Source organism: Qipengyuania nanhaisediminis, assembly GCF_045862805.1.
Lineage (GTDB): Bacteria > Pseudomonadota > Alphaproteobacteria > Sphingomonadales > Sphingomonadaceae > Erythrobacter > Erythrobacter nanhaisediminis_A.
On sequence record NZ_AP025760.1, the window covers coordinates 1,972,092 to 1,992,484 of the forward strand.

The window sequence follows — 20,393 nt, forward strand, 5'->3', positions numbered from 1 at the left end:
CTATCGTGTAGGGTAATTGGGAGCCTCGCGGGTGATCGCGACATCGTGGACATGGCTTTCGGAAAGCCCCGCCCCGGTGATGCGGACGAAGCGCGCGCGCTCCCTGAGTTCGGGAATGGTGGCCGAGCCGGTATAGCCCATCGCCGCTTTCACGCCGCCGACGAGCTGGTGGATGACATTGGCCGCCGGCCCCTTGAACGGCACCTGGCCCTCGATCCCTTCGGGCACCAGCTTCATCGCGGACACGTCCTGCTGGAAATAGCGGTCCGCCGATCCGCGCGCCATCGCGCCGACCGAGCCCATGCCGCGATAGGCCTTGTAGGAGCGGCCCTGGTAGAGGAAGGTCTCGCCCGGGCTTTCGGCGGTGCCTGCCAGCATCGACCCCACCATCACGCTCGACGCGCCAGCGGCAAGCGCCTTGGCCGCATCGCCGCTGGTGCGCAGCCCGCCATCGGCGATCACCGGCACATCCGATTTCGCCGCTTCGGCGGCGCTGTCGAGGATCGCGGTCAGTTGCGGCACGCCCACGCCTGCCACAACGCGGGTGGTGCAGATCGAACCCGGGCCGATCCCGACCTTGACCGCATCGGCCCCGGCATCGATCAGCGCCCTGGTCGCCTCGGCGGTGGCGACATTGCCAGCCACCACCTGGACCGAATTGGACAGTTTCTTGGCACGCGTGACAGCGCGCGCGACGTCGCGGTTGTGGCCGTGAGCGGTGTCGATCACCACCACGTCGACCTCGGCATCGACCAGCGCTTCGGTGCGTTCGAACCCGGCATCGCCCACGGTGGTCGCCGCCGCGACGCGCAGGCGGCCAGCGGCATCCTTGGTCGCGTGCGGATAGTTCACCGCCTTCTCGATATCCTTGACCGTGATCAGGCCGATGCAGCGATAATCGTCATCGACCACCAGCAATTTCTCGATCCGCCGCTGATGAAGCAGGCGGCGCGCCTCTTCCTGGCTGGTGCCGAGCGGCACGGTGGCGAGGTTGTCGGTGGTCATCAGTTCGCGCACGGGCTGGTCCGGGTTCTCGGCAAAGCGCACGTCGCGATTGGTAAGGATGCCGACCAGTCTGCCGTCGCCATCGGTCACCGGGATGCCGCTGATGCGGTTCTGCTCCATCAGCGCCTGCGCCTGGCCGAGCGTCGCGTCGGGCTGGATGGTGATCGGGTTGACGACCATCCCGCTCTCGAAACGCTTGACCGCGCGCACCGCGGCGCATTGCTCCTCGATGGTGAGATTGCGGTGAAGCACGCCGATCCCGCCCAGCTGCGCCATGACGATGCCCATGTCGGCCTCGGTCACGGTGTCCATCGCCGATGACAGGATCGGGATGTTCAGCCCGATCTCGCGGGTGAGCCGGGTCCGGGTGTCGGCCATGCTCGGCAGGACGTCGCTTTCCGCCGGGCGGAGCAGGACGTCATCGAAGGTCAGGCCAAGGGGGATATCCATGTGCACGCAAGCTTTCGTTTCAAGGGAGCGAATCGTGCACGTCCCTGTAGGGCGGTGCGCGCCGCATTGCTAGGGCGCACGCCGCCCGGTTGGTCAGGGAGAACCCGTCCCGGCGGCGGAAGGATAGAGCGCGGTGCTGGCAAAGCGGCGGACCAGCGCCTCGTGCAGCAGCAGGTCATCGATCGCCCCGCCCAGTTCGATCCGTTCGCCATCGTCGCTGGCGCGGTGGTAATCGGCTTCGAGATAGGGGCCGAGCACGATTTCGGAGGAAAAGGCGCTCGACAGGAACAGCGCGGGCACGCCTTCCTCGAGCAGCGCCCAGCCATCCTGCCGACGCACGAATTGTTCGGCGAAGTCGCGCTGGCCCAGTTCGCGGCCCTGCGCCGCGACCGCTTCGCGCACCAGCGGGTCGAGCGCGGTGCGCCCCTCGCCCACGAAGCCGACCGCGCTTCCTGCAGGGGCGAGTGCGACGGTGTCGAAATTGAACGCGGCGACGATGTCCCCGAGCGGCAATGGCGGATCGGCCACGAAAGCGCGCGCGCCGAGCAGGCCCTGTTCCTCGGCGCTGGTCGCGAGGACATATATGTCCCGGTCATGCGGCCCAGATTGCGCGAGCCTGCGCGCCAGTTCGAGCATGACCGCTACCCCGCTCGCATTGTCGACGGCACCGTTGCAGATCCGGTCCTGCGCGCCCTCCTCGCCGCATTCGCCCAGATGGTCCCAATGCGCGAGCAGCAGCACCGCGCCCGATCGCGGGAGAGTGCCGGGGATCATCCCGATGACATTGTGGCTGGTGAATTCGCGGCGCTCCGATCGCGCATCGATGGCGATGGTCGCAGGGAGCGGGCGCGGGGCGAAATCATCGCTCTCGGCTGCATCGAGAAGGCCCTGCCATTCGCCCGGAGCGAACGCGCCAGCTATCGCTTCGCGGGTGACGAAAGCGGCGAGGTTGTCATCGTCCGTGCCGGCAAGCGCGATCCGCTCGCGGCCATAGACACGGCGGACCGATGTGATCGCGCTCTCGTTCTCGACCACGGTCACCACCGCGGCCGGGTTCTTGCCGAACAGGTTTGCGCGCCGCGCCGGGCTGACCCCGGGTTCGCCGAGCATGACGACAACCCTGCCTGCGACCGTTTCGGCAGGAACCGTCTCTGCAAGCCTGCCGACGAACACCACATCGGTCCCGTCGATCAACGCGCGGCGCGTGGGTGTGAAGGCGGCAGCCCCGATCTCGGGCAGGTCGGATTCGCCGTTTCGGGTGCGCACGATCACCCGGCTCGCCAGCGCCTTCGTGCTGACCAGTTCGACCGGCGCGAGCCAGGCGCTTCCCGGGTCATTGGTGCCCGAGACCAGTCCCGATGCCTGCATCCGCTCGGTGATGAAGTGCGTGGTGCGCGCGCCGCCTTGCGTCCCCGGCTTTCGCCCGCCGAAAGCGTCGCTGGAGAGCACCGCGATATCGGCCCGCAACCGCTCGGCGATGGCGGCGCGTTCGTCGGCGGCGGCCGGCAAGGGCGCGGCGAGGTCCGGCACCGGCGCGCATGCGGCAAGCGCGAGGCACCCCGCGAGAGCGATGACAAGGTGGGCGCGCAGGCTCATTCTGCGGTCCATCCCCCGTCAATGCTCCAGTTCGCACCGGTGACATTGCCCGCTTCCTCGCGGCACAGGAACACTGCCAGCGCACCGATTTCCTCGACCTGGACAAAGCGCTTGGTCGGCTGTTTGGCGAGCAGGACATCGTTTATGACTTCCTCGCGGGTGAGGCCGCGCGCGGCCATGGTGTCGGGGATCTGCCCCTCGATCAGCGGGGTCCAGACATAGCCGGGACTGATGCAATTGGCGGTCACGCCGCTGGTGGCCAGTTCGAGCGCGATGGTCTTGGTAAAGCCGTCGACCGCGTGCTTGGAGGCGTTGTAGGCGCTCTTGAAGGGCGAGGCGGTCTTCGAATGCGCGCTGGCGGTGTTGATGATCCGCCCCCAGCCCTTTCCCTTCATCGCCGGGACAGCGAGCCGGGTGGTGTGGAACACCGCCGACAGGTTGAGCGCGATGATCGCGTCCCATTTCGCCGTCGGGAAATCCTCGACCGGGGAGACGTGCTGCATCCCGGCATTGTTGACGAGGATATCGACCGGGCCGATCTCGCCCATCATCGCCTCGATCGCGGCGGGATCGAGCAGGTTGGCATCGGCGTGACGCGCGTCCATCTCCTCGCAAAGCCCGGCAATCTCGTCCGCATCGCCCAGCCCGTTGAGCACGATCTCGGCCCCTTCGGCACGCAGAGCGCGTGCGATCGCGAGGCCGATCCCCGATGTCGATCCGGTCACCAGCGCGCGGCGTCCTGCAAGCAATTCGCCCTTTCTCATTGGGCACAACTCCTTAAGGTGTTCGTTGGGTGGGCATGCCATCGCCATAGCGCGCGGTGCTGTCCAGCATTATTGCTGTGAATGCCATTGCCGCGCCGACAGGGTAAGTGAAGGGAAACTCATGCGCCTCAATCCGTTCGACACATCGAAGATCCACGTCGGGACCACCGGGGGCGGAGGCGCGCGGCGCGCCGGCGGCGTGGGGTGCTTCACCCTGGTGATCGCGATCGCGGGCGCCTTGTTCTTCGGGGTCGACCCGATGCAGACGATCGGCGTGCTCGAAGGCGGCCAGGGCCCGACCGTGCAGCAAAGCGTCGATGGCGAGGACGAGCAGGCGATCTGTTCCTCGAACGCCTATGCCAACGAGACCTGCGCCGCACTGACTTCGCTCAACGACACCTGGGAGCAGACCTTTGCCGAACAGGGCGTCGCATTCCGTCAGCCCTCGCTTCGTTTTGCCACCCGCCAGCAATTCAACACCGGCTGCGGCGGCGCATCGGTGGGCATGGGCCCGTTCTACTGCCCGGCGGACGAGACGATCTATATCGATGTCGCTTTCTACGACCAGCTTGCACAGATGGCAGGCGAGCGCGGCGATTTCGCGCGGCTCTACGTGGTCGCGCATGAATACGGCCATCACATCCAGACGATCACCGGCATTTCCGGCCAGATCCGCAGCGCGCAAAGCGCCAATCCGCGCCAGGCGAACCAGCTCAACGTGCTGATGGAGCTTCAGGCCGATTGCTATGCCGGGGTCTGGGCGGGCCGCAATCGCGGACTGCTCGAAGCGGGCGACATGGCCGAGGGCATGCGCGCGGCGAGCTCGATCGGCGACGACACGCTTCAGCGGCGCGCGGGGCGCCGAGTCAATCCCGAAGGGTTCACCCATGGCACCAGCGAACAAAGGCAGCAGGCGCTGCAACTCGGCTTCCGGGGCGATGACCGCGCCTGCGACCGGATCACGCAAATTGGCTGATAGGTTTGCCTTCGGGGCGCTTGGCGCCATCGCGCTGGCGGCGCTGGCGAGCGCGCCGCTGTCGGCGCAGGGGCAGATGAACCAGGAGCCCGATATCGAGGACATCGCGCGCACGCCGCTCGACACGCTCAATATCGATCCCGACGAGATTCCCCCCGCGCTTGTCGCCGCGGCCGAGGATCCCTACGCCTCGGAAACCTTGCGCACCTGCAACGATATCGTCGGCGGGATCGCCGCGATCGACCGGGTGCTGGGCGCCGATTTCGACATTGCCGAGGATGATGAAGGGCGCCGGATCAGCGAGGGGCGGATTGCCCAGAGCATCGTCGGGTCGTTCATTCCCTTTCGCGGCATCATCAGCGAATTGTCGGGCGCCAATGCGCGCAAGGCCGAAGTCAATGCCGCGATCACCGCAGGGATGGTCAGGCGCGGGTTCCTGAAGGGCCTGGGCCAGCAGCGCGGCTGCGATTACCCGGCCCGCCCGCGCGCCGACCGCGCAGCCGCCAGCGCGCCCGAAGCGCCCGCCATCGAGGACTGAACGCGCCGCCCGCGCGGCGGACACGAAAACGGCGCGCGAGGCCGTGACCGTCGCGCGCCGCGTTCGAGGCGTCGGTTCTGACTTTTGCCGGATCAGCCTTCGCGGTTTTCCCATTCGGCGATCTTCTGGTCGAGCTCGCTCAAAAGCCGGGCGCGCATGTCCTCGTCGAACTCCTCGTTGCCGGCGATCTCGGCGCGCGCTTCGCGCAATCCCTCGAGCGCATGGGCCATGATCCGCGTCCGGCAGACCCGGACCGTGCGGTTGCCGTCATCGTCCTCGGTGGTGGTGGCGACCTCGTTGCTCGAACCGTCGCATTCCATCTTCACCACGGTGCGGCCTTCATGCGCCTCGGCAGAGGCCATGGCTTCCTCGATGATGCGCGGCATGTCGTCGAGCGTGCGATCGGCTTCGGCAAGGCCGCGGCGCACCTCGACCATGATTTCCTCGCGCTCGGCATCGGACAGGTCACCGCCATGGCGGCGGATGACGCGGCGTTCGACATGACGGGCATGTTCGCCATCGGCATGTTCGCCCGCCTGGTGCTCGCCGTCCTCGCGGATCACGATGACCCGGCGTTCACGGCGCTCATCGCCGCTCATCGCGCCCTCGCCATCGGTCTCGACCTCGATCTCGACATCAACCTCGCGGTCTTGGACCAGCGCGGGTGCCGGGGCGAGCGGTGCGAGCGGCGCTGCAGGCGCGCTTGCGGCCTGCGGGGCGACCGGTGCGAGCGGGATTTCGCTGGCGGCATAGCTGATCGAGGCGGTGAGCGGCAGGGCGATCACGCCGCCTGCCAGAAGCAGGCGGCCGGTTGCGCGGCGGCTCGGGGTCTTGTCGTTCATGTTCAGGCTCCTCAAACGGTGGATTATCGATTTGTCGCCCAGCACCGGGCACGCCATCGGAGCAGCGAGCGCGTGGCTGGGAGCGGGATTGGCGCGCGCTGCAAAGCCGGCGATCAGCGCGGCATAGGCATTGCGCGTTGCGGACAGGTCCTCTGCCGGAGTGGCAGCCATGACCCGCGCATCGCAGGCCGCTTCCTGGTCGCGCCGAAGCGCCAGCCAGCCATAACGGGCGAGCGGGTTGAACCAATGCATCGCGAACAGCGGCTGGACCAGCACGTTGACCAGCAGGTCGCGGCCTTCGTGATGCGCCAATTCGTGCGCCAGCGCGAGATCGCGCGCCTGGCGGTCGGGCTGCGCGAGAAAGCCCTCGGGCAGCGCGATGACCTTGTCGATCACGCCGAAAGCGAGCGGCGCCCCGGTCCCGGGCGTCTCGATCAGGCGCACATTGCCGCAGCGACCGACCTCGTGGGCGCCGTCGAGCAATTCGTCGCGCAGGCGGAAATAGGCGGCGAAACGCAGGTAAAGGAACGCGCACGCCCCCACCAGCCAGATCGCCAGGGCGAAAGGCACGAGGGTCGCCGGATCGAAAGCGGCGGCCGAACCTGCACCCGGCGCTGCCGCAGCGGCGCCGTTCGATGCCGCCAGCGCCAGAGGGTCGATCGCGATCAGCGGTTCACCCGCGGCCGGCGACAGCGCCTGCGCCCCCGTTTCGGCAGGCCGCATCCATGCGGGTAGCTCGATCGGGGGAAGGACGAGCCGCAAGGCCGGAAGCGCCCACAGCGCGTAAGCGGTCTGCGGGCCGAACCAGCGCGCCACCAGGCGACGCACCAGCAGGACGACCGCGATCAGGAGGCCGGTCCAAAGCAAGGTATCGACCAGCACGCTCTCCATCGACAGCGCGCTCATCGTTTCAGCTCCCTGAGCAGCGCCTCGATCTCGCCGAGATCCTCGTTTGTCAGCGCCTCGGTCTCGGCAAGATGCGCGACCAGCGAAGCCGCCCGGCCGCCGAACAGGCGATCGACCAGCCTGCGCGATTCGCCGCCGACATAATCGGCGCGCGCGATCAGCGGGGAATAGAGATAGCGCCGGCCATCGGGCCGGGCGTCGACGGCGCGTTTCTGGACCAGGCGCGAGAGCAGGGTCTTGACCGTCGCCTGGCTCCAGTCGCGCGCCTTGCAGACCGCTTCGCAGACCTCGGCGGCGGTCGCGGTGCCGCTGTTCCACAGCACCTCCATCACCGCGTGTTCGGCTTCGCTGATGCGATCAGGGCCACTGGTTCGGGGTTTTTCAGCCATCGCGTTCAAGCCACCCTCCCTTGCTCGATTACGTGTGTAGTCATAACGACTACGGCTGTAAACCTTGCCGGGGGATGAACACCGCCCCTCCCCGCTTGAAACTCTGCGAACGACCGATCACAAGGGATCAATGACTTCGCCTTGGCTGCTTTCGCTCGCACTGGCTTCGGCCGGTGCCCCCCAGACGCCCGCGCCTGACCCTGTGGAGGCGGTCGCTGCCAGCGAACCGGGCGCTGCGCTGCCTGTCGAGGCCGAGGGCGAGGACGAGGCGGCGCAGACCGCCGATGTCGTGCTCGAGACCGATATGGGCGCGATCACGATCCGGCTCGAGACCAGGGCGGCCCCGATCACGGCGGGCAATTTCCTGCGCTATGTCGATGAGGGGCGCTTCGATGGCACTGTGTTCTACCGCGCGATGCGGGTGGATTGGGGCGAACAGCCCAATGGCCTGCTCCAGGGCGGGACCCAGTGGGACCCTGACCGCGTGCTGCCGGGCATCGCGCACGAGGCGACCACGATGACCGGGCTAAGCCACACGCGCGGCGCGGTCTCGATGGCGATGGGCGAGCCGGGCACCGCCAATGGCGATTTCTCGATCATGCTCGGCGACCAGACCGGGCTCGATGCCAATCCGCAATCGGATGACCCGGTCTGGCAGAACGGCTATGCGGTGTTCGGCTATGTCATTGACGGGATGGACGTTGTCGAGGTGATCCACGCCTCTCCCATCGACCCCGCCAAGGGCGAAGGATGGATGGTCGGCCAGATGCTGGCCGAACCGGTTACGATCATCGCCGCGCGCCGGGCCGAACCGGCAGGCGACACCGCGGCAGTAGGCGAGGAAGCGGGCGAAGCAAGCGCGCAGGACGCCCCAGGTTGATTGCCCGCGGAGCTTGCCCGCGCGCCCGCAAGCGCGATCAGTAAGTGCGTTTCTTTGGCTTGATGTAGTCGATATCGTCGGTGAGCGTGTATTCGTGCACCGGGCGATAATCGATCCGCATCGTGCCGCTTCCCGAACCCTTTGCGCCGCCGCCCCAGCCATCGAACCAGGCGACGGTGTGCTTCATCCAGTTCTCGTCATCGCGGCCATTGGTCTCGTCGTTCCAATAGTCCTCGTTGACGTGGCTTCCGCGGCATTCCTTGCGGTTCGCGGCAGAGGCCATGGTCACGGCGGCCTGACCGATAAGATTGTCGAGCTCGAGCGTCTCGATGAGGTCCGAATTCCAGATCAGCGACTTGTCCGTGACATGGAGGTCCTGCATCTGCGCATTGATCTCCTCGATCCGGCTCATGCCCTCATTGAGCAGCTCGTCATTGCGGAACACCGCGCAGTGTTTCTGCATGGTCTTCTGCATCTCGGTGCGCACCGTCGCGGTGGGCGATCCGCCATTGGCGTTGCGGAAGTGATCGACCCGGCCCAGCGCGAATTCGGCGCTGTCCTTGGCCAGTTCGGGCTGCGATGCGCCCGGCTTGAGCGTTTCCTTGAGATGCAGGCCGGTGGCGCGGCCGAAAACGACGAGGTCGATCAGCGAGTTCGAGCCGAGGCGGTTCGCGCCGTGGACCGACACGCAGGCCGCCTCGCCCACGGCATAGAGGCCGGGAACCACGAAATCGGGATCGCCATCAGGGCCGATCGTGACCACCTGGCCGTGGTAGTTACACGGGATGCCGCCCATGTTGTAATGGACCGTCGGCGTGACCGGCAGCGCCTCGCGGGTCAGGTCGACACCGGCGAAGATCTTGCCGCTCTCGGTGATGCCCGGGAGGCGCTCGGCGAGCACCTTGGGATCGATGTGGTCGAGGTGCAGGTGGATGTGGTCGCCTTCGGGCCCCACGCCGCGCCCTTCGCGCATTTCCTTGGCCATCGACTGCGAGACGACGTCGCGGCTGGCGAGGTCCTTGGCCGAAGGGGCATAGCGTTCCATGAACCGCTCGCCTTCGGAATTGGTAAGGTAGCCGCCCTCGCCGCGTGCGCCCTCGGTGATGAGCACACCTGCGCCGTAAATGCCGGTCGGGTGGAACTGGACGAATTCCATGTCCTGAAGCGGCAGGCCGGCGCGCAGCACCATGCCGCCGCCATCGCCGGTGCAGGTATGCGCGCTGGTCGCGGTGTAATAGCAGCGGCCATAGCCGCCGGTCGCCAGCACCACGCTCTGCGCGCGGAAACGGTGAATGGTGCCATCGTCGAGGCACATCGCCATCACGCCGACGCAGGCCTTCACCCCGTCAACTTCGGCCATGATCAGGTCGAGCGCGAAATATTCGATGAAGAAGTCGGCGTCGTATTTCAGGCTCTGCTGATAGAGCGCGTGAAGCATGGCGTGGCCGGTGCGGTCGGCTGCGGCGCAGGTGCGCTGAACCGGGGGGCCCTTGCCCATCTCCTGCATGTGCCCGCCGAACGGGCGCTGGTAGATCGTGCCGTCATCGTTGCGGCTGAACGGCACACCTGCATGTTCGAGCTCGTAAACGGCCTGCGGGGCTTCGCGCGCGAGATATTCGATCGCGTCCTGGTCGCCCAGCCAGTCCGACCCCTTGACGGTGTCGTACATGTGCCAGGTCCAGTGGTCGGGCGAATTGTTGCCGAGCGACGCGGCGATCCCGCCTTGCGCAGCCACGGTGTGCGACCGCGTCGGGAAAACCTTGGATATGTTGGCGGTGCGCAGCCCGGCCTCGGCTGCGCCCATGGTTGCGCGCAGGCCCGATCCGCCCGCGCCCACCACCACCACGTCATAGGTGTGGTCGATGATCTTGTAAGCGGAATTGGTGGGAGAAGTTGCCATCAGGCGGCTCCTGTGAGTGCGAGGCGCGCGACCGAGAAGACCGCGAATGCGCCGCCGCCGATCGCGGCAAGGTTGAGCGCGGCGAGCGCCGCGAACTTGGTGCCCGCTTGGTGGACATAGTCCTCGATCAGGACCTGGAGGCCCAGCCGGGCGTGGTAGAACAGGCTGATCACCAGCAGGATCATCGGAACCGCGGCGAGCGGCTGCGAAAGCCAGGTGGCGACCGCGCCATGGCTGAAGTCCTCGCGCAGCAGGAAGCTGGCGAGCAGCCAGGCCATCAGCAGCAGGTTGCTGATCGCGGTGATGCGGTGAACGAGCCAGTGATGCGCGCCGTGATGCGCCGAGCCGAGCCCGCGCACGCGTCCGATAGGAGTGCCGTCAGCCATCAGAAGAGCCCTCCGTCGCGCCAGAAGATGAAAGCCCAGAACCCGATCGTGAACAGCACGCCGAGCAGCGGGCACGCGACCGACCAGAACCGGTTGGTGTCGAGTTCATAGCCTGCGCCGATATCGAGAACGAAGTGGCGCAGTCCGCTCATCAGGTGAGTGAAGAACGCCCAGGACAATCCGACCAGAACGAACCAGCCGATCGGCGAGGTCATCACCGCTAGAAACCTGTCATAGGCTTCGGGTCCGCTGGCAAGCGCGCCGAGCCACCAGACCAGCACGCCAAGCCCGACCAGCGCCATGCCGTCGCCGGTTGCGCGGTGGAGGATCGATACCAGCATGTGCGGTCCCCACCGCCAGATCTGGAGGTGCGGTGATAGCGGTCTTTGGCTCATGACGGTCCTGTGTCTCGTGATTGCCCGCGCCCCGTTTAGCGAATGTGGCCTGCGATACAAGCGCGTACCACCTCGACTCCGCTTGCAATTTTCACGATAGCGCATTGCATGACTTACATCCTCCTGACCGGATCGAGCCGCGGCATCGGCAAGGCCGCCCGCGAAGCGCTCGAAGCGCGCGGACTGACCGTGATCGGCCACGCGACCAAGGGCGACGGCACGCGCGAGATCGCCGCCGATTTCACCGACCCGCTCGCCGCGCAGGCTCTGTGGGAACGCGCTCTGGAAATCAGCGGGGGCGAGATCGCGGCCTTGGTCAACAATGCCGGGCTGTTCGCTGCCAATCCGCTCGATGGAAGCGATATCGAATGGCTCGACGGCTGGGAGGACACGCTGCGAATCAACCTCACCGCTGCCGCCCAGCTCTCGCGCTTCGCGGTGCGACACTGGCAGGAACGCGGGACCGGCGGCAGGCTCGTCCATGTTGCAAGCCGCGCCGCCTATCGCGGCGATTCCCCCGCGCACTGGCACTATGCCGCGGCCAAGGGCGGGATGGTGGCCATGCACAAGACGATCGCGCGCGCCTATGCGAGCGAAGGCATATTTAGCTTCGCGATCACGCCGGGTTTTGTCGACACCGCAATGGCAGGGGACTATCTCGAAAGCCGCGGCGGCGCCGGATTGCTTGCCGACATCCCCCTTGGCCGGGTGGCAGAGCCCGAGGAAATCGCGGCGGTTATCGCTTTCTGCGCGCTCGATGCTCCTGCCAGCATGACCGGCGCGGTGATCGACGCCAACGGAGCCAGCTTTGTTCGCTAGAATCGCCATCGCGACCCTCGCTCTCGCCGCCTGCGCCCCCGCTGCGCCGGATACGCACGTGCCGATCGCCAGCGCCGAAAACCGGTCCCCGGACCTCGTTCGCTTTTCGCAGGAATGCGAGCCATGGGACGATTGGGACAAGCCCGCCGCACCGTTCCAGGTCCACGCCAACACATACTATGTCGGCACCTGCGGGATCGCGGCGATCCTGATCAAGGGCGACGAACGCCACGTCCTGATCGACAGCGGGACCGAAGCAGGCGCTGAGGTCGTGCTCGCCAATCTCGCCGCGCTCGGCGTCGATCCGGCCGCGATCGGCATCCTGCTCTACAGCCACGAACATTTCGACCACGTCGCCGGGATGCAGTTTTTGCAGGAGGCGAGCGGCGCGGTGCTGATCGCCTCGGAACTCGCAGCACCGGTGTTGTCTAGCGGCATCGTCGCGGCAAGCGATCCGCAATCGGGAATGCACGAAGCTTTCCCCGCCGTCGGACACGTGACCACCGGGCTTCCAGCCCCGGGCGAGGCGGGCCACCCGGTTTATCTCGAGGCAATCGAGCTCATGCCGGTTGCGACCCCGGGCCATTCGCCCGGAGCGATGAGCTGGCAGTGGCAAGCGTGCGAACAGGACGGCGCTGCCTGTCTCGATATCGTCTATGCCGACAGCCTCTCGCCGATCAGCCGGGACGATTACCGCTTCTCCGACCACCCTGAATATCTCGCCCGATATCGCGCCGGTCTCGACCGGATTGCCGCGCTCGATTGCGACATCCTGCTCACCCCGCACCCCTCGCACAGCCTCATGGTCGAACGCGCTGCGACAGGAACACTGCGCGGCGGAATGACCTGCGCCCAATATGCCGCGAAGAAGCATGGCGACCTCGATGCGCGGCTGGCACGCGAGGCTGTGGGCGAATGAGCACCTGGAAGCTCACCGCTTATGCGCCCAAGCCGGTCGTCCAGGCCGCGCTGCTCGCGCAGGACGAGATCGACGACTGGGACTTCGATCTCGTCGTTACCGGCCGCGAAGTCGCCGAGGATCGCCCGCACGACTGGGCTCTCGAAGGCTATTACCCGGCAAGGCCCGGCGCTGTGCAGAAAAAGGCTATGGCGGGACTGTTCGCGGGCGAGGCCCCGAAGATCACGGTTGAAAAGCTGCCTGACGAGGACTGGGTCACGCTCAGCCAGCAAGGCACCCCGCCGATCCGCGCCGGCCTGTTCCGTGTCCATACCCCCGATTTCCCTCCCACCGAGGATGCGATCAATTTCGCCATTCCCGCCAGCCAGGCCTTCGGCACCGGGCAGCACCGGACCACGGCAGGCTGCCTCGAAATGCTCGGCGCGATGAAGGCAAGCGGCATGCGCGCACGGGCGATCGCCGATATCGGCACCGGAACCGGCCTGCTCGGCTTTGCCGCCATGGCGCTGTGGCCGCATGCCAAGGTGACCGCTTCAGATATCGACCCGGTCTGCGCGGGCGTGATCGCCGACAACGCCGCGTTGAACGGCATCGCGATCGGCAGCGGCATGCGCGAGATGACGATGGTGATCGCGCCCGGCATGGACGATCCTCTGCTGCAACTGCGCGGGCCATACGACCTGCTGATAGCCAATATCCTCGCAGGGCCGCTGGTCGAGCTCGCTCCCGATTTTGCCGAAGCGGTGTCGCCGGGGGGAAGCGTGCTGCTCGCGGGCCTCCTCGCAGGCGAGCAGGAGGCACGGGTGCGCCGCGCCTATCGCCGCGCAGGCTTCCGCCTCGCGGCGCGGATCGAGCGCGGGGGATGGGCGATCCTGTGGTTCAGGCGGCGGCGTGGCCGCTGACACCCGCCCTGCCCGCCGCCGCGCCAAGCGGATTGCGATTGGGCTTGCAGCACTGGTGCTGGCAGCAATGCTCGGCTTCGCGCTCTCGGCCTGGATCGGCTCCTCGATCGCGCGCAATGGCGATTGGAGCGAACCTGCTCCCGGCGCGGAGCCCTCAATTCCAATCCTCGTCGGCTCGAACGGCATCCATACAGAGATCGCCATGCCGGTGCGGGCCGAGGGGGTCGACTGGCATCGGCACTTCCCACCGGCTGACATCGCCGCGAGCGCGCGGCCCTATACCCATGTCGCGGTCAGCTGGGGCGAGCGCGCCTTTTTCCTCGAGACCCCGACATGGGCGGATCTCGATCCCGTCACCGCCATCAGCGCTGCAATTGGAGGCAAAGGCGTGCTCCATGTCGCGCATTACGTCCGCCCTGCCCCCTCGCAGGACTACCGTGTGCTCCATCTGCGCCCGCGCGAATTCCGGGCGCTCGCCGATGCGATCATCGCCGCGCTCGATCCGCCTGCGGCGCGAGAGACGTTGCAGGGTTATGGCGCGCACGATGTCTTCTACAGCGCGCGCGGCACCTATCACCTGGGCAATACCTGCAACCAGTGGACCGCCGACCGGCTGGCCGATGCTGGCGTCGCAACGGGGCTGTGGACCCCGCTCCCGGGCGGAGTGATGAAATGGGTGCCGGAACGCTAAGCGCTGCCAACCTTTGATTGGGGACACAACCCCCCGACAAAGGAAACACGCATGGCCTCCACTCTCCTCATCACCGGCGCATCCTCGGGCATCGGCGCAGCCACCGCGCGCGCCGCGGCCGATGCGGGCTGGAATGTCGCGCTGTGCGCGCGCTCGACCGACAAGATCGAGGCGCTGGCAAGCGAAATCGGCGATGGCGCGCTTGCGATCACCTGCGACGTGACCCGGCGCGAGGACATTCGCGGCGCGCTCGAACAGGCGGCGGACAGGTTCGGCGGGATCGACGCGGTCTATGCCAATGCCGGGACCGGCGTCGACAAGCCGGGTGTCGAGAACGGCGACCCCGATGCCTGGCACGACATGATCCACGTCAACGTGCTCGCCGTGCTCTATGCCGCGCACGAGGCGATCCCGCATCTCAGAAAGACCAAGGGGCATTTCATCGCCACCGGTTCGAAGGCCGGACGCGACCATTTCAAGGGCTCGGTCTATTCGGCGACCAAGTGGTTCGTCCACGGCTTCACCGAGAACCTTGCCGAGGAAATGCGCGAATGGGGCGGCCGCGCGACCGTGATCGCGCCCGGAATGGTCGACACCGCGTTCTTCGACGAACCCAAGCCGACCAAGATCCAGCCCGAGGATGTCGCCAATGCAGTGATGTTCGCGCTCTCGCAGCCCGAGACGGCCGCCGTGCGCGAGATCTACCTGATGCCCAACGACTAGGCGCCCTTGCCGAGCGCCTCTTCAAGCAGTTCCAGCGCATTGCCGGTAAAGGCCGCCATGTTGGCGATGCGGTCCTCGCTCCCGGTTTCGGTTGCCCGCGTAAACTCACCGCCCGGCCCCGCCAATGCGGCGATGCTGCGGCCCGAGGCGACCTTCATCGGGTGCTTGCTCGCCCCTGCCGATCCGCTTTCGGCCAGCCCCCAATCGGCGCCGAGCCTTTCGCGGATCGCGCGCGCCTGGAGCAGCGCGTAGTCCGCGGTCACCGAGCGCATCCCCTGATAGGCTTCGCGCGGCAGATCGAACAGGACATCGCGCGCGCGCAGCGAATAGACCACGCCTGCGCCGACGAAGAAATCGAGAGCACCCGGAACGGTCAGCAGCGATGCCGCGATCAACCCGCCGGTCGCGCCATCGGCCACCGCGATCGTTTCGCCCCGCTCGCGCAGCAGGCCCGCGATCCTCGTGGCCTGCGCGTGCGTCTCGGCGATCACCGCCTGGTCCCTCGCCAGGTCAGGCCGATGCCGAACAGGATCTCGATGATTGCCACTTGCAGCGTCACCGGCCCGGGCAGCGGCACGAAGCGATAGATCGCAGCAACACCAACGAAAGTGACGATCGCGCCGAGAGCCCAGAAGATTTTGTCGCCGTAAGCCGTCCTGAACGCGAAATAATGCACGCCGACCGCGATCGCCGCGAGAGGCATGACCAGTTCGGGCGCGTGGTCGAGAAACAGGTAAGCGGCGAACAGGCCGGCAATCATAGCGGCGGTCACCTCGACCACCAGCGGTCCGCCCGGATTGCCCTTAACCTCGGCAGGACGGCGCAGAAGCGCGCGATTGGCGAGAAGTGCCAGCGGATAGATTGTCATGCCGCCGACAAACAGGACCGCGAAGCCGGTCGCGGTGCCACTGCGGCTATCGGCGATCCACGCGGCAAGCCAGACCAGGCCCGAAATCAAGACGCCCGGCCCCCCGTCGGTATAGGCACGGCGCAGGTCCGCCTGCGCATCGGAAATCAACATGGTGCAATCGTCCCCTTGGTTTTTCGGTCTTATCCGGCCGCTGCGACGATCTGCGCCCACCCGGCCTCGTCAATCACCTCGATGCCGAGATCCCGCGCTTTCTTGAGCTTCGATCCCGCCCCCGGCCCGGCGACCAGCAAGTCGGTCTTGGCGCTGACGCTGCCCGATGCCTTGGCGCCCAGCCTTTCGGCCTGCGCCTTGGCCTCGTCGCGGCTCATCGTTTCGAGCTTGCCGGTGAACACGACCGTCTTGCCTGCGACGGGTGAATCGAGCGTTTCGACCTCGTAACGCGGCGGCGAGACTTCAGAGAGAATATCTTCCCACACTGCGACATTGTGCGGTTCGTGGAAGAAATCGCCCAGTGCCTCGACGACGCTCGGCCCAATCCCGTCGATCGCGGTCAGTTCGCTCGCGGCTTCCTTGTCGCCCGCGCGCGCTTTCTCAGCGATTTCTCGCAAGGCCGGCAGGGTGTGGACGTGCTTCAGGAGGTCTCGCGCGGTGACCTCGCCGACATGGCGAATGCCGAGGCCGAACAGCAGCCGCGCGGCGTCGGGCTCGCGGCGGGCTTCCACAGCTGCCAACAGGTTGTCCACAGACTTGTCCTGCCACCCTTCGAGCGCGAGGATGTCCGAGCGGCGCTGTTTCAGGCGGAAAATGTCGGCAGGGCTTTCAAGCCAGCCCAGCGCGAAGAACTGGGCGATGGTCCGCGACCCGAAGCCGTCAATGTCGAGCGCCTTGCGACTGACGAAATGTTCAAGTCTTTGAACGCGTTGGGCCGGACATATCAGACCGCCTGTGCAGCGCACATCGACCTCGCCCTCTTCGGCGACCGCCTCGCTGTCGCATTCGGGGCAGTGGTCGGGAAAGGCGAATGGCTCGCCCGTCTGCTCGCGCGTCAGGTTTTCCACCACTTGCGGGATCACGTCGCCCGCGCGCTGGATCACCACCCGGTCACCCGGGCGCACGCCGAGCCGTTCGATCTCGTCGCGATTGTGGAGCGTCACATTGGTCACCGTCACCCCGCCGACCAGCACCGGGGCAAGCCGCCCGACCGGCGTCAGCTTGCCGGTGCGCCCGACCTGGATGTCGATGGCTTCGAGCGTGGTCTCGGCACGTTCGGCAGGAAACTTGCGCGCGATCGCCCAGCGCGGCGCCTTGGCGACAAACCCCATGCGCGCCTGCCAGTCGAGCCGGTCGACCTTGTAGACCACGCCGTCGATCTCATAGGCGAGCCCGTCGCGCGCCTTGGCGATCGTTTCGTAATGGCCGATCAGCGCGTCCTCGTCCTCGAACCGCGCAAACAGGGGGGAGACCGGCAGGCCCCATTGATCGAGGATGCGCACCATCTCTTCCTGCGTTGTGGCAGGCACCTCGCTCGCCGCGCCCCAGCCATGCGCCCAGAAGCGCAAGGGGCGGTCCGCGGTCACGCTTGCATCCTTCTGCCGCAGCGATCCGGCCGCCGCATTGCGCGGGTTGGCGAAGGGCTTGGTCCCGTCCTCTTCGGCCTTGCGGTTGAGCTGGGCAAAGGCGGCGCGCTCCATATAGACCTCGCCGCGCACTTCGAACACGTCGGGCACAGGGGTCTTGGCATTGGCCGGCAGCTGCTGCGGAATGTCGGGAATGTGCGCGACATTGGCGGTCACGTCTTCGCCCACCTGCCCGTCCCCGCGGGTCGCGGCGCGCACCAGCGCGCCGTTTTCGTAGCGCAGCGAACACGAGAGCCCGTCGATCTTGTCCTCGACCGTGAAGCCGACAGGCTCGCTGTCATCGAGATTGAGATAGCGCCGCACGCGGGCGAAGAAATCGCGCAGCTCGTCATCGGAAAAGGCGTTGTCGAGGCTCATCATGCGAACCTCGTGGGTGACCTTAGACAGCGGCGAGGCGGCGACCCGGTGACCGACCTTGCGCGACGGCGAATCCTCTCGGATCAGGTGCGGGAACGCCGCCTCGAGCTCGGCATTGCGGCGCACCAGCGCATCGTATTCCTGGTCGGTGATCTCGGGCGCGTCTTCGGCGTGATAGAGCCGGTCGTGCTTCGCGATCTGGCGAGCGAGCCGCATCAATTCATTGGCGGCCTCGGCTTCGGTAAGGCTGGTCATCGCGCGCGGTCCTAGTCGATGTCGATCGTGACCGAATCATCGCGCGTGGTGATGCGGATGCCGTTCTCGTCGATCGCCACCTCGGCACCGGGAGCGATCCGCTGCAACCGATCCTCCAGCCTCGCTTCCTGCTCGCTCTGCGACAAGGTGCCGTCCTCCTCCGCGCGGTCGAAATCCAGCGATTCGTCGGTGGGCCTGCTGGCGGCTGGCAGGGCGTCGCGCAGTTCCGCGCTGATCTCCGAGCGCACTTCCTCGTCCTGAAGCACCCCGACCAGCGCGCCGCCGAGCAAGACCGGAACCAGCAGCGCCAGACCGAAGGACAAGAAAAAGATGCGCCGGAAACTCCATTCGCTCACCAGGCCGAGCAGCGCCATCAGGCCAAGCGCCAGCAGCGTGCCTAGACCGAGCGAGGCCAGCGCCACCAGCACGCCGAGTGCCAGGATCATGTCGCCCAGATCGCCCATCACGCCCCCTCCAGCAGGCGGTCCGCCTGCGCCCGTGCCTCGCTGGTGATTTCCGCGCCCGAGAGCATCCGCGCGATCTCTTCCTTGCGGCCCTCGTCATCGAGCAGCGCGACACTGGTCCTGGTGACCGTGCCTTTCGACGACTTGGCGATGAGATAGTGCAGCCCCCCGCGCGCAGCGACCTGCGGCGAATGGGTGACGGCGAGCAATTGTCCTTCATTCGCCGCGAGCCGGGCGAGCCTTTCGCCGATGGCGCTTGCCACCGCGCCGCCCACGCCGCGGTCGATTTCGTCGAAGATGATCGTCGCCGCCCCGCCCTTTTCGGCGAGCGCGACCTTGAGCGCGAGGATGAAGCGCGACAGTTCGCCGCCGCTCGCGATCTTGCCGAGAGGGGCATAATCGGCGCCGGGATTGGTGGCGATCAGGAATTCGACCGTGTCGATCCCGTTCGCGCCCCACTTTTCTTCGGGAAGCTTGCCGATCGCGGTGAGAAAGCGCGCCGCATCGAGCTTGAGCGGTGCAAGCTCGGCGGCGACCGCCTGGTCGAGCGTCTTGGCAGCCTTGACCCGCGCCTCGTGGGCCTTGTGCGCCTCCTTCTCATAGGCGGCGCGTTCTTCCTTCGCGGCGACCTCGAGCGAATCGAGCGTTGCCTCGGCGCCCTCGATCGAATCAAGCCGGCTGCGCATGTCGCGCATCAGTTCCGGCAGCGAGTCGACCTCGCAGCGATGCTTGCGTGCGAGCGCGCGCAATTCGAACAAACGCGTCTCGGCAGCGTCGAGCGCGGCGGGATCGTGGACCAGCGCCTCGGCCGCGGATTCGAGTTTTTCCTCGGCCTCGCCCGCCTCGATAACCGCCCGGTCGAGCGCAGCGAGCGCCTCGGTCAGGAGCGGGTGCTCGGGAGCGATCCGGTCAAGCTTGCGCGCCGCCACCCGCAAGGCGGCAAGCGGCGAATCCGAGCCTTCCCAGACATGGCGCAATTCCTCGAGATCGCCTGCCAGTTTCTCGCCCTTCTGCATGTCGGCGCGAGCGGTCGCGAGCCGTTCCTCCTCGCCCGCCTGCGGTTCGAGCGCGGTCAGTTCGGCGAGATGCGCGATCAGCAGGTCCTGGTCGGCGCGTGCCTGTTCCTGGGCGTCGCGCGCTTCGGCAAGCTGCGCCTCCGCCTTCGCCCAACTGGCCCAGCGCCGCGCGAGCGCGGCGCTGTCTATCCCGCCATAACGGTCGAGCAAGGCGCGGTGGCCGCGCGGGTTCACCAGCCCGCGATCGTCGTGCTGCCCGTGCAGTTCGACCAGCGCAGGGGCGATCTCGCGCAGCAGCGCCACGCTTGCCGGCTGGTCGTTGACATAGGCACGCGAGCCGCCATCGGCCTTTACCTGGCGGCGGATCATCAGCGGCTCGCCCGGCTCGATTGCGAGATCGGCCTCGTCCAGCGCCTCGGCGATCTGTGCGGGAAGCTGCGCGAATTCGAAACTCGCGGTCACGCTCGCCTTGTCCTCGCCGCTGCGGACGAGCGAGCTGTCGGCGCGGTCGCCGAGCACGAGGCCCAGCGCATCGAGCAGGATCGACTTGCCCGCCCCGGTCTCGCCGGTGAGCACGCCGAGGCCGCGGCGAAACTCGAGATCGAGCGCTTCGATGAGGACGATGTTGCGGATCCAGAGCCGGGTGAGCATTGCCCGCGATGTCTAGCCGCTCTCACCGGGCGCGTCACGCGCCGTGAGCGAGATATCCTGT

At 66.9% G+C, this 20,393-nt stretch carries 21 protein-coding genes; 8 read left to right on the top strand and 13 right to left on the bottom strand.

The window, feature by feature from the left end; genetic code table 11:
- The 3 genes from guaB to ACKTSM_RS09515 form a co-directional block, all read right to left on the bottom strand.
- Positions 1-1,455 carry an IMP dehydrogenase gene (guaB, locus tag ACKTSM_RS09505; protein ID WP_407874417.1) on the bottom strand — a complete coding sequence of 485 codons (1,455 nt, stop codon included), beginning with the start codon at positions 1,453-1,455 and terminating at the stop codon, positions 1-3.
- Positions 1,456-1,548: 93 nt separating this feature from the next.
- Positions 1,549-3,051: a M20/M25/M40 family metallo-hydrolase gene (locus ACKTSM_RS09510; RefSeq protein WP_407874418.1), complete on the bottom strand. Its 1,503-nt coding sequence runs from the start codon at positions 3,049-3,051 to the stop codon at positions 1,549-1,551.
- Complete coding sequence (locus ACKTSM_RS09515; protein ID WP_407874419.1) at positions 3,048-3,815, bottom strand: 3-hydroxybutyrate dehydrogenase; 768 nt, start codon at positions 3,813-3,815, stop codon at positions 3,048-3,050. Before ACKTSM_RS09515 ends, ACKTSM_RS09510 begins: the two co-directional genes overlap by 4 nt.
- Before the next feature lie 121 nt (positions 3,816-3,936).
- Here ACKTSM_RS09515 and ACKTSM_RS09520 point away from each other — a divergent pair, with 121 nt between their 5' ends.
- On the top strand, positions 3,937-4,791 hold the full coding sequence (locus ACKTSM_RS09520; protein ID WP_407874420.1) for a neutral zinc metallopeptidase: 855 nt from the start codon (positions 3,937-3,939) through the stop codon (positions 4,789-4,791).
- The gene (locus tag ACKTSM_RS09525; RefSeq protein WP_407874421.1) at positions 4,784-5,329 is read left to right on the top strand and encodes a hypothetical protein; all 546 of its coding nucleotides are present in this window, start codon (positions 4,784-4,786) and stop codon (positions 5,327-5,329) included. Before ACKTSM_RS09520 ends, ACKTSM_RS09525 begins: the two co-directional genes overlap by 8 nt.
- A gap of 92 nt (positions 5,330-5,421) precedes the next feature.
- On the opposite strand, the gene ACKTSM_RS09530 is transcribed toward ACKTSM_RS09525, so the two are convergent.
- Positions 5,422-7,077, bottom strand: coding sequence for a M56 family metallopeptidase (locus ACKTSM_RS09530; RefSeq protein ID WP_407874422.1), 1,656 nt, complete (start codon positions 7,075-7,077; stop codon positions 5,422-5,424).
- On the bottom strand, positions 7,074-7,466 hold the full coding sequence (locus tag ACKTSM_RS09535) for a BlaI/MecI/CopY family transcriptional regulator (RefSeq protein WP_407874423.1): 393 nt from the start codon (positions 7,464-7,466) through the stop codon (positions 7,074-7,076). Before ACKTSM_RS09535 ends, ACKTSM_RS09530 begins: the two co-directional genes overlap by 4 nt.
- A gap of 130 nt (positions 7,467-7,596) precedes the next feature.
- Here ACKTSM_RS09535 and ACKTSM_RS09540 point away from each other — a divergent pair, with 130 nt between their 5' ends.
- Positions 7,597-8,346 carry a peptidylprolyl isomerase gene (locus tag ACKTSM_RS09540; protein WP_407874424.1) on the top strand — a complete coding sequence of 250 codons (750 nt, stop codon included), beginning with the start codon at positions 7,597-7,599 and terminating at the stop codon, positions 8,344-8,346.
- A gap of 37 nt (positions 8,347-8,383) precedes the next feature.
- Here the strand turns inward: ACKTSM_RS09540 and sdhA are convergent, their stop codons facing one another.
- From sdhA to sdhC, 3 genes are read right to left on the bottom strand one after another with little or no spacing between them, the layout of a single operon-like run.
- Positions 8,384-10,246 carry a succinate dehydrogenase flavoprotein subunit gene (gene sdhA / locus ACKTSM_RS09545; protein WP_407874425.1) on the bottom strand — a complete coding sequence of 621 codons (1,863 nt, stop codon included), beginning with the start codon at positions 10,244-10,246 and terminating at the stop codon, positions 8,384-8,386.
- A complete protein-coding gene (sdhD, locus tag ACKTSM_RS09550; protein WP_407874426.1) occupies positions 10,246-10,632 on the bottom strand; it encodes a succinate dehydrogenase, hydrophobic membrane anchor protein in 387 nt (128 codons plus the stop codon). Before sdhD ends, sdhA begins: the two co-directional genes overlap by 1 nt.
- The gene (gene sdhC, locus ACKTSM_RS09555) at positions 10,632-11,027 is read right to left on the bottom strand and encodes a succinate dehydrogenase, cytochrome b556 subunit (protein WP_407874427.1); all 396 of its coding nucleotides are present in this window, start codon (positions 11,025-11,027) and stop codon (positions 10,632-10,634) included. The genes sdhD and sdhC overlap by 1 nt, the downstream gene beginning before the upstream one ends.
- A gap of 108 nt (positions 11,028-11,135) precedes the next feature.
- On the opposite strand from sdhC, the gene ACKTSM_RS09560 reads away from it, so the two are divergent.
- From ACKTSM_RS09560 to ACKTSM_RS09580, 5 genes are read left to right on the top strand one after another with little or no spacing between them, the layout of a single operon-like run.
- Positions 11,136-11,846, top strand: coding sequence for an SDR family NAD(P)-dependent oxidoreductase (locus tag ACKTSM_RS09560; protein WP_407874428.1), 711 nt, complete (start codon positions 11,136-11,138; stop codon positions 11,844-11,846).
- On the top strand, positions 11,836-12,765 hold the full coding sequence (locus tag ACKTSM_RS09565) for an MBL fold metallo-hydrolase (protein WP_407874429.1): 930 nt from the start codon (positions 11,836-11,838) through the stop codon (positions 12,763-12,765). Before ACKTSM_RS09560 ends, ACKTSM_RS09565 begins: the two co-directional genes overlap by 11 nt.
- Positions 12,762-13,667 (top strand): 50S ribosomal protein L11 methyltransferase, encoded by a 906-nt coding sequence (locus ACKTSM_RS09570; protein WP_407874430.1) that lies wholly within the window; start codon positions 12,762-12,764, stop codon positions 13,665-13,667. Before ACKTSM_RS09565 ends, ACKTSM_RS09570 begins: the two co-directional genes overlap by 4 nt.
- Positions 13,657-14,358 (top strand): TIGR02117 family protein, encoded by a 702-nt coding sequence (locus ACKTSM_RS09575; RefSeq protein WP_407874431.1) that lies wholly within the window; start codon positions 13,657-13,659, stop codon positions 14,356-14,358. The genes ACKTSM_RS09570 and ACKTSM_RS09575 overlap by 11 nt, the downstream gene beginning before the upstream one ends.
- A gap of 51 nt (positions 14,359-14,409) precedes the next feature.
- On the top strand, positions 14,410-15,081 hold the full coding sequence (locus ACKTSM_RS09580; protein ID WP_407874432.1) for an SDR family oxidoreductase: 672 nt from the start codon (positions 14,410-14,412) through the stop codon (positions 15,079-15,081).
- Here the strand turns inward: ACKTSM_RS09580 and ACKTSM_RS09585 are convergent.
- Genes ACKTSM_RS09585 through recN form a run of 5 tightly spaced genes read right to left on the bottom strand, consistent with a single transcriptional unit; the run spans position 15,078 to position 20,332 of the window.
- Positions 15,078-15,572, bottom strand: coding sequence for a CinA family protein (locus tag ACKTSM_RS09585; protein ID WP_407874433.1), 495 nt, complete (start codon positions 15,570-15,572; stop codon positions 15,078-15,080). The genes ACKTSM_RS09580 and ACKTSM_RS09585 overlap by 4 nt on opposite strands.
- The gene (locus tag ACKTSM_RS09590; RefSeq protein ID WP_407874434.1) at positions 15,569-16,102 is read right to left on the bottom strand and encodes a DUF7010 family protein; all 534 of its coding nucleotides are present in this window, start codon (positions 16,100-16,102) and stop codon (positions 15,569-15,571) included. Before ACKTSM_RS09590 ends, ACKTSM_RS09585 begins: the two co-directional genes overlap by 4 nt.
- Positions 16,103-16,131: 29 nt before the next feature.
- Positions 16,132-18,201, bottom strand: coding sequence for an NAD-dependent DNA ligase LigA (ligA, locus tag ACKTSM_RS09595; RefSeq protein WP_407874435.1), 2,070 nt, complete (start codon positions 18,199-18,201; stop codon positions 16,132-16,134).
- Positions 18,202-18,212: 11 nt separating this feature from the next.
- A complete protein-coding gene (locus ACKTSM_RS09600) occupies positions 18,213-18,665 on the bottom strand; it encodes a hypothetical protein (protein WP_407874436.1) in 453 nt (150 codons plus the stop codon).
- Entirely contained in the window at positions 18,665-20,332 is a 1,668-nt protein-coding gene (recN, locus tag ACKTSM_RS09605) for a DNA repair protein RecN (protein WP_407874437.1), read from the bottom strand. The genes ACKTSM_RS09600 and recN overlap by 1 nt, the downstream gene beginning before the upstream one ends.
- Positions 20,333-20,393 lie beyond the last annotated feature (61 nt).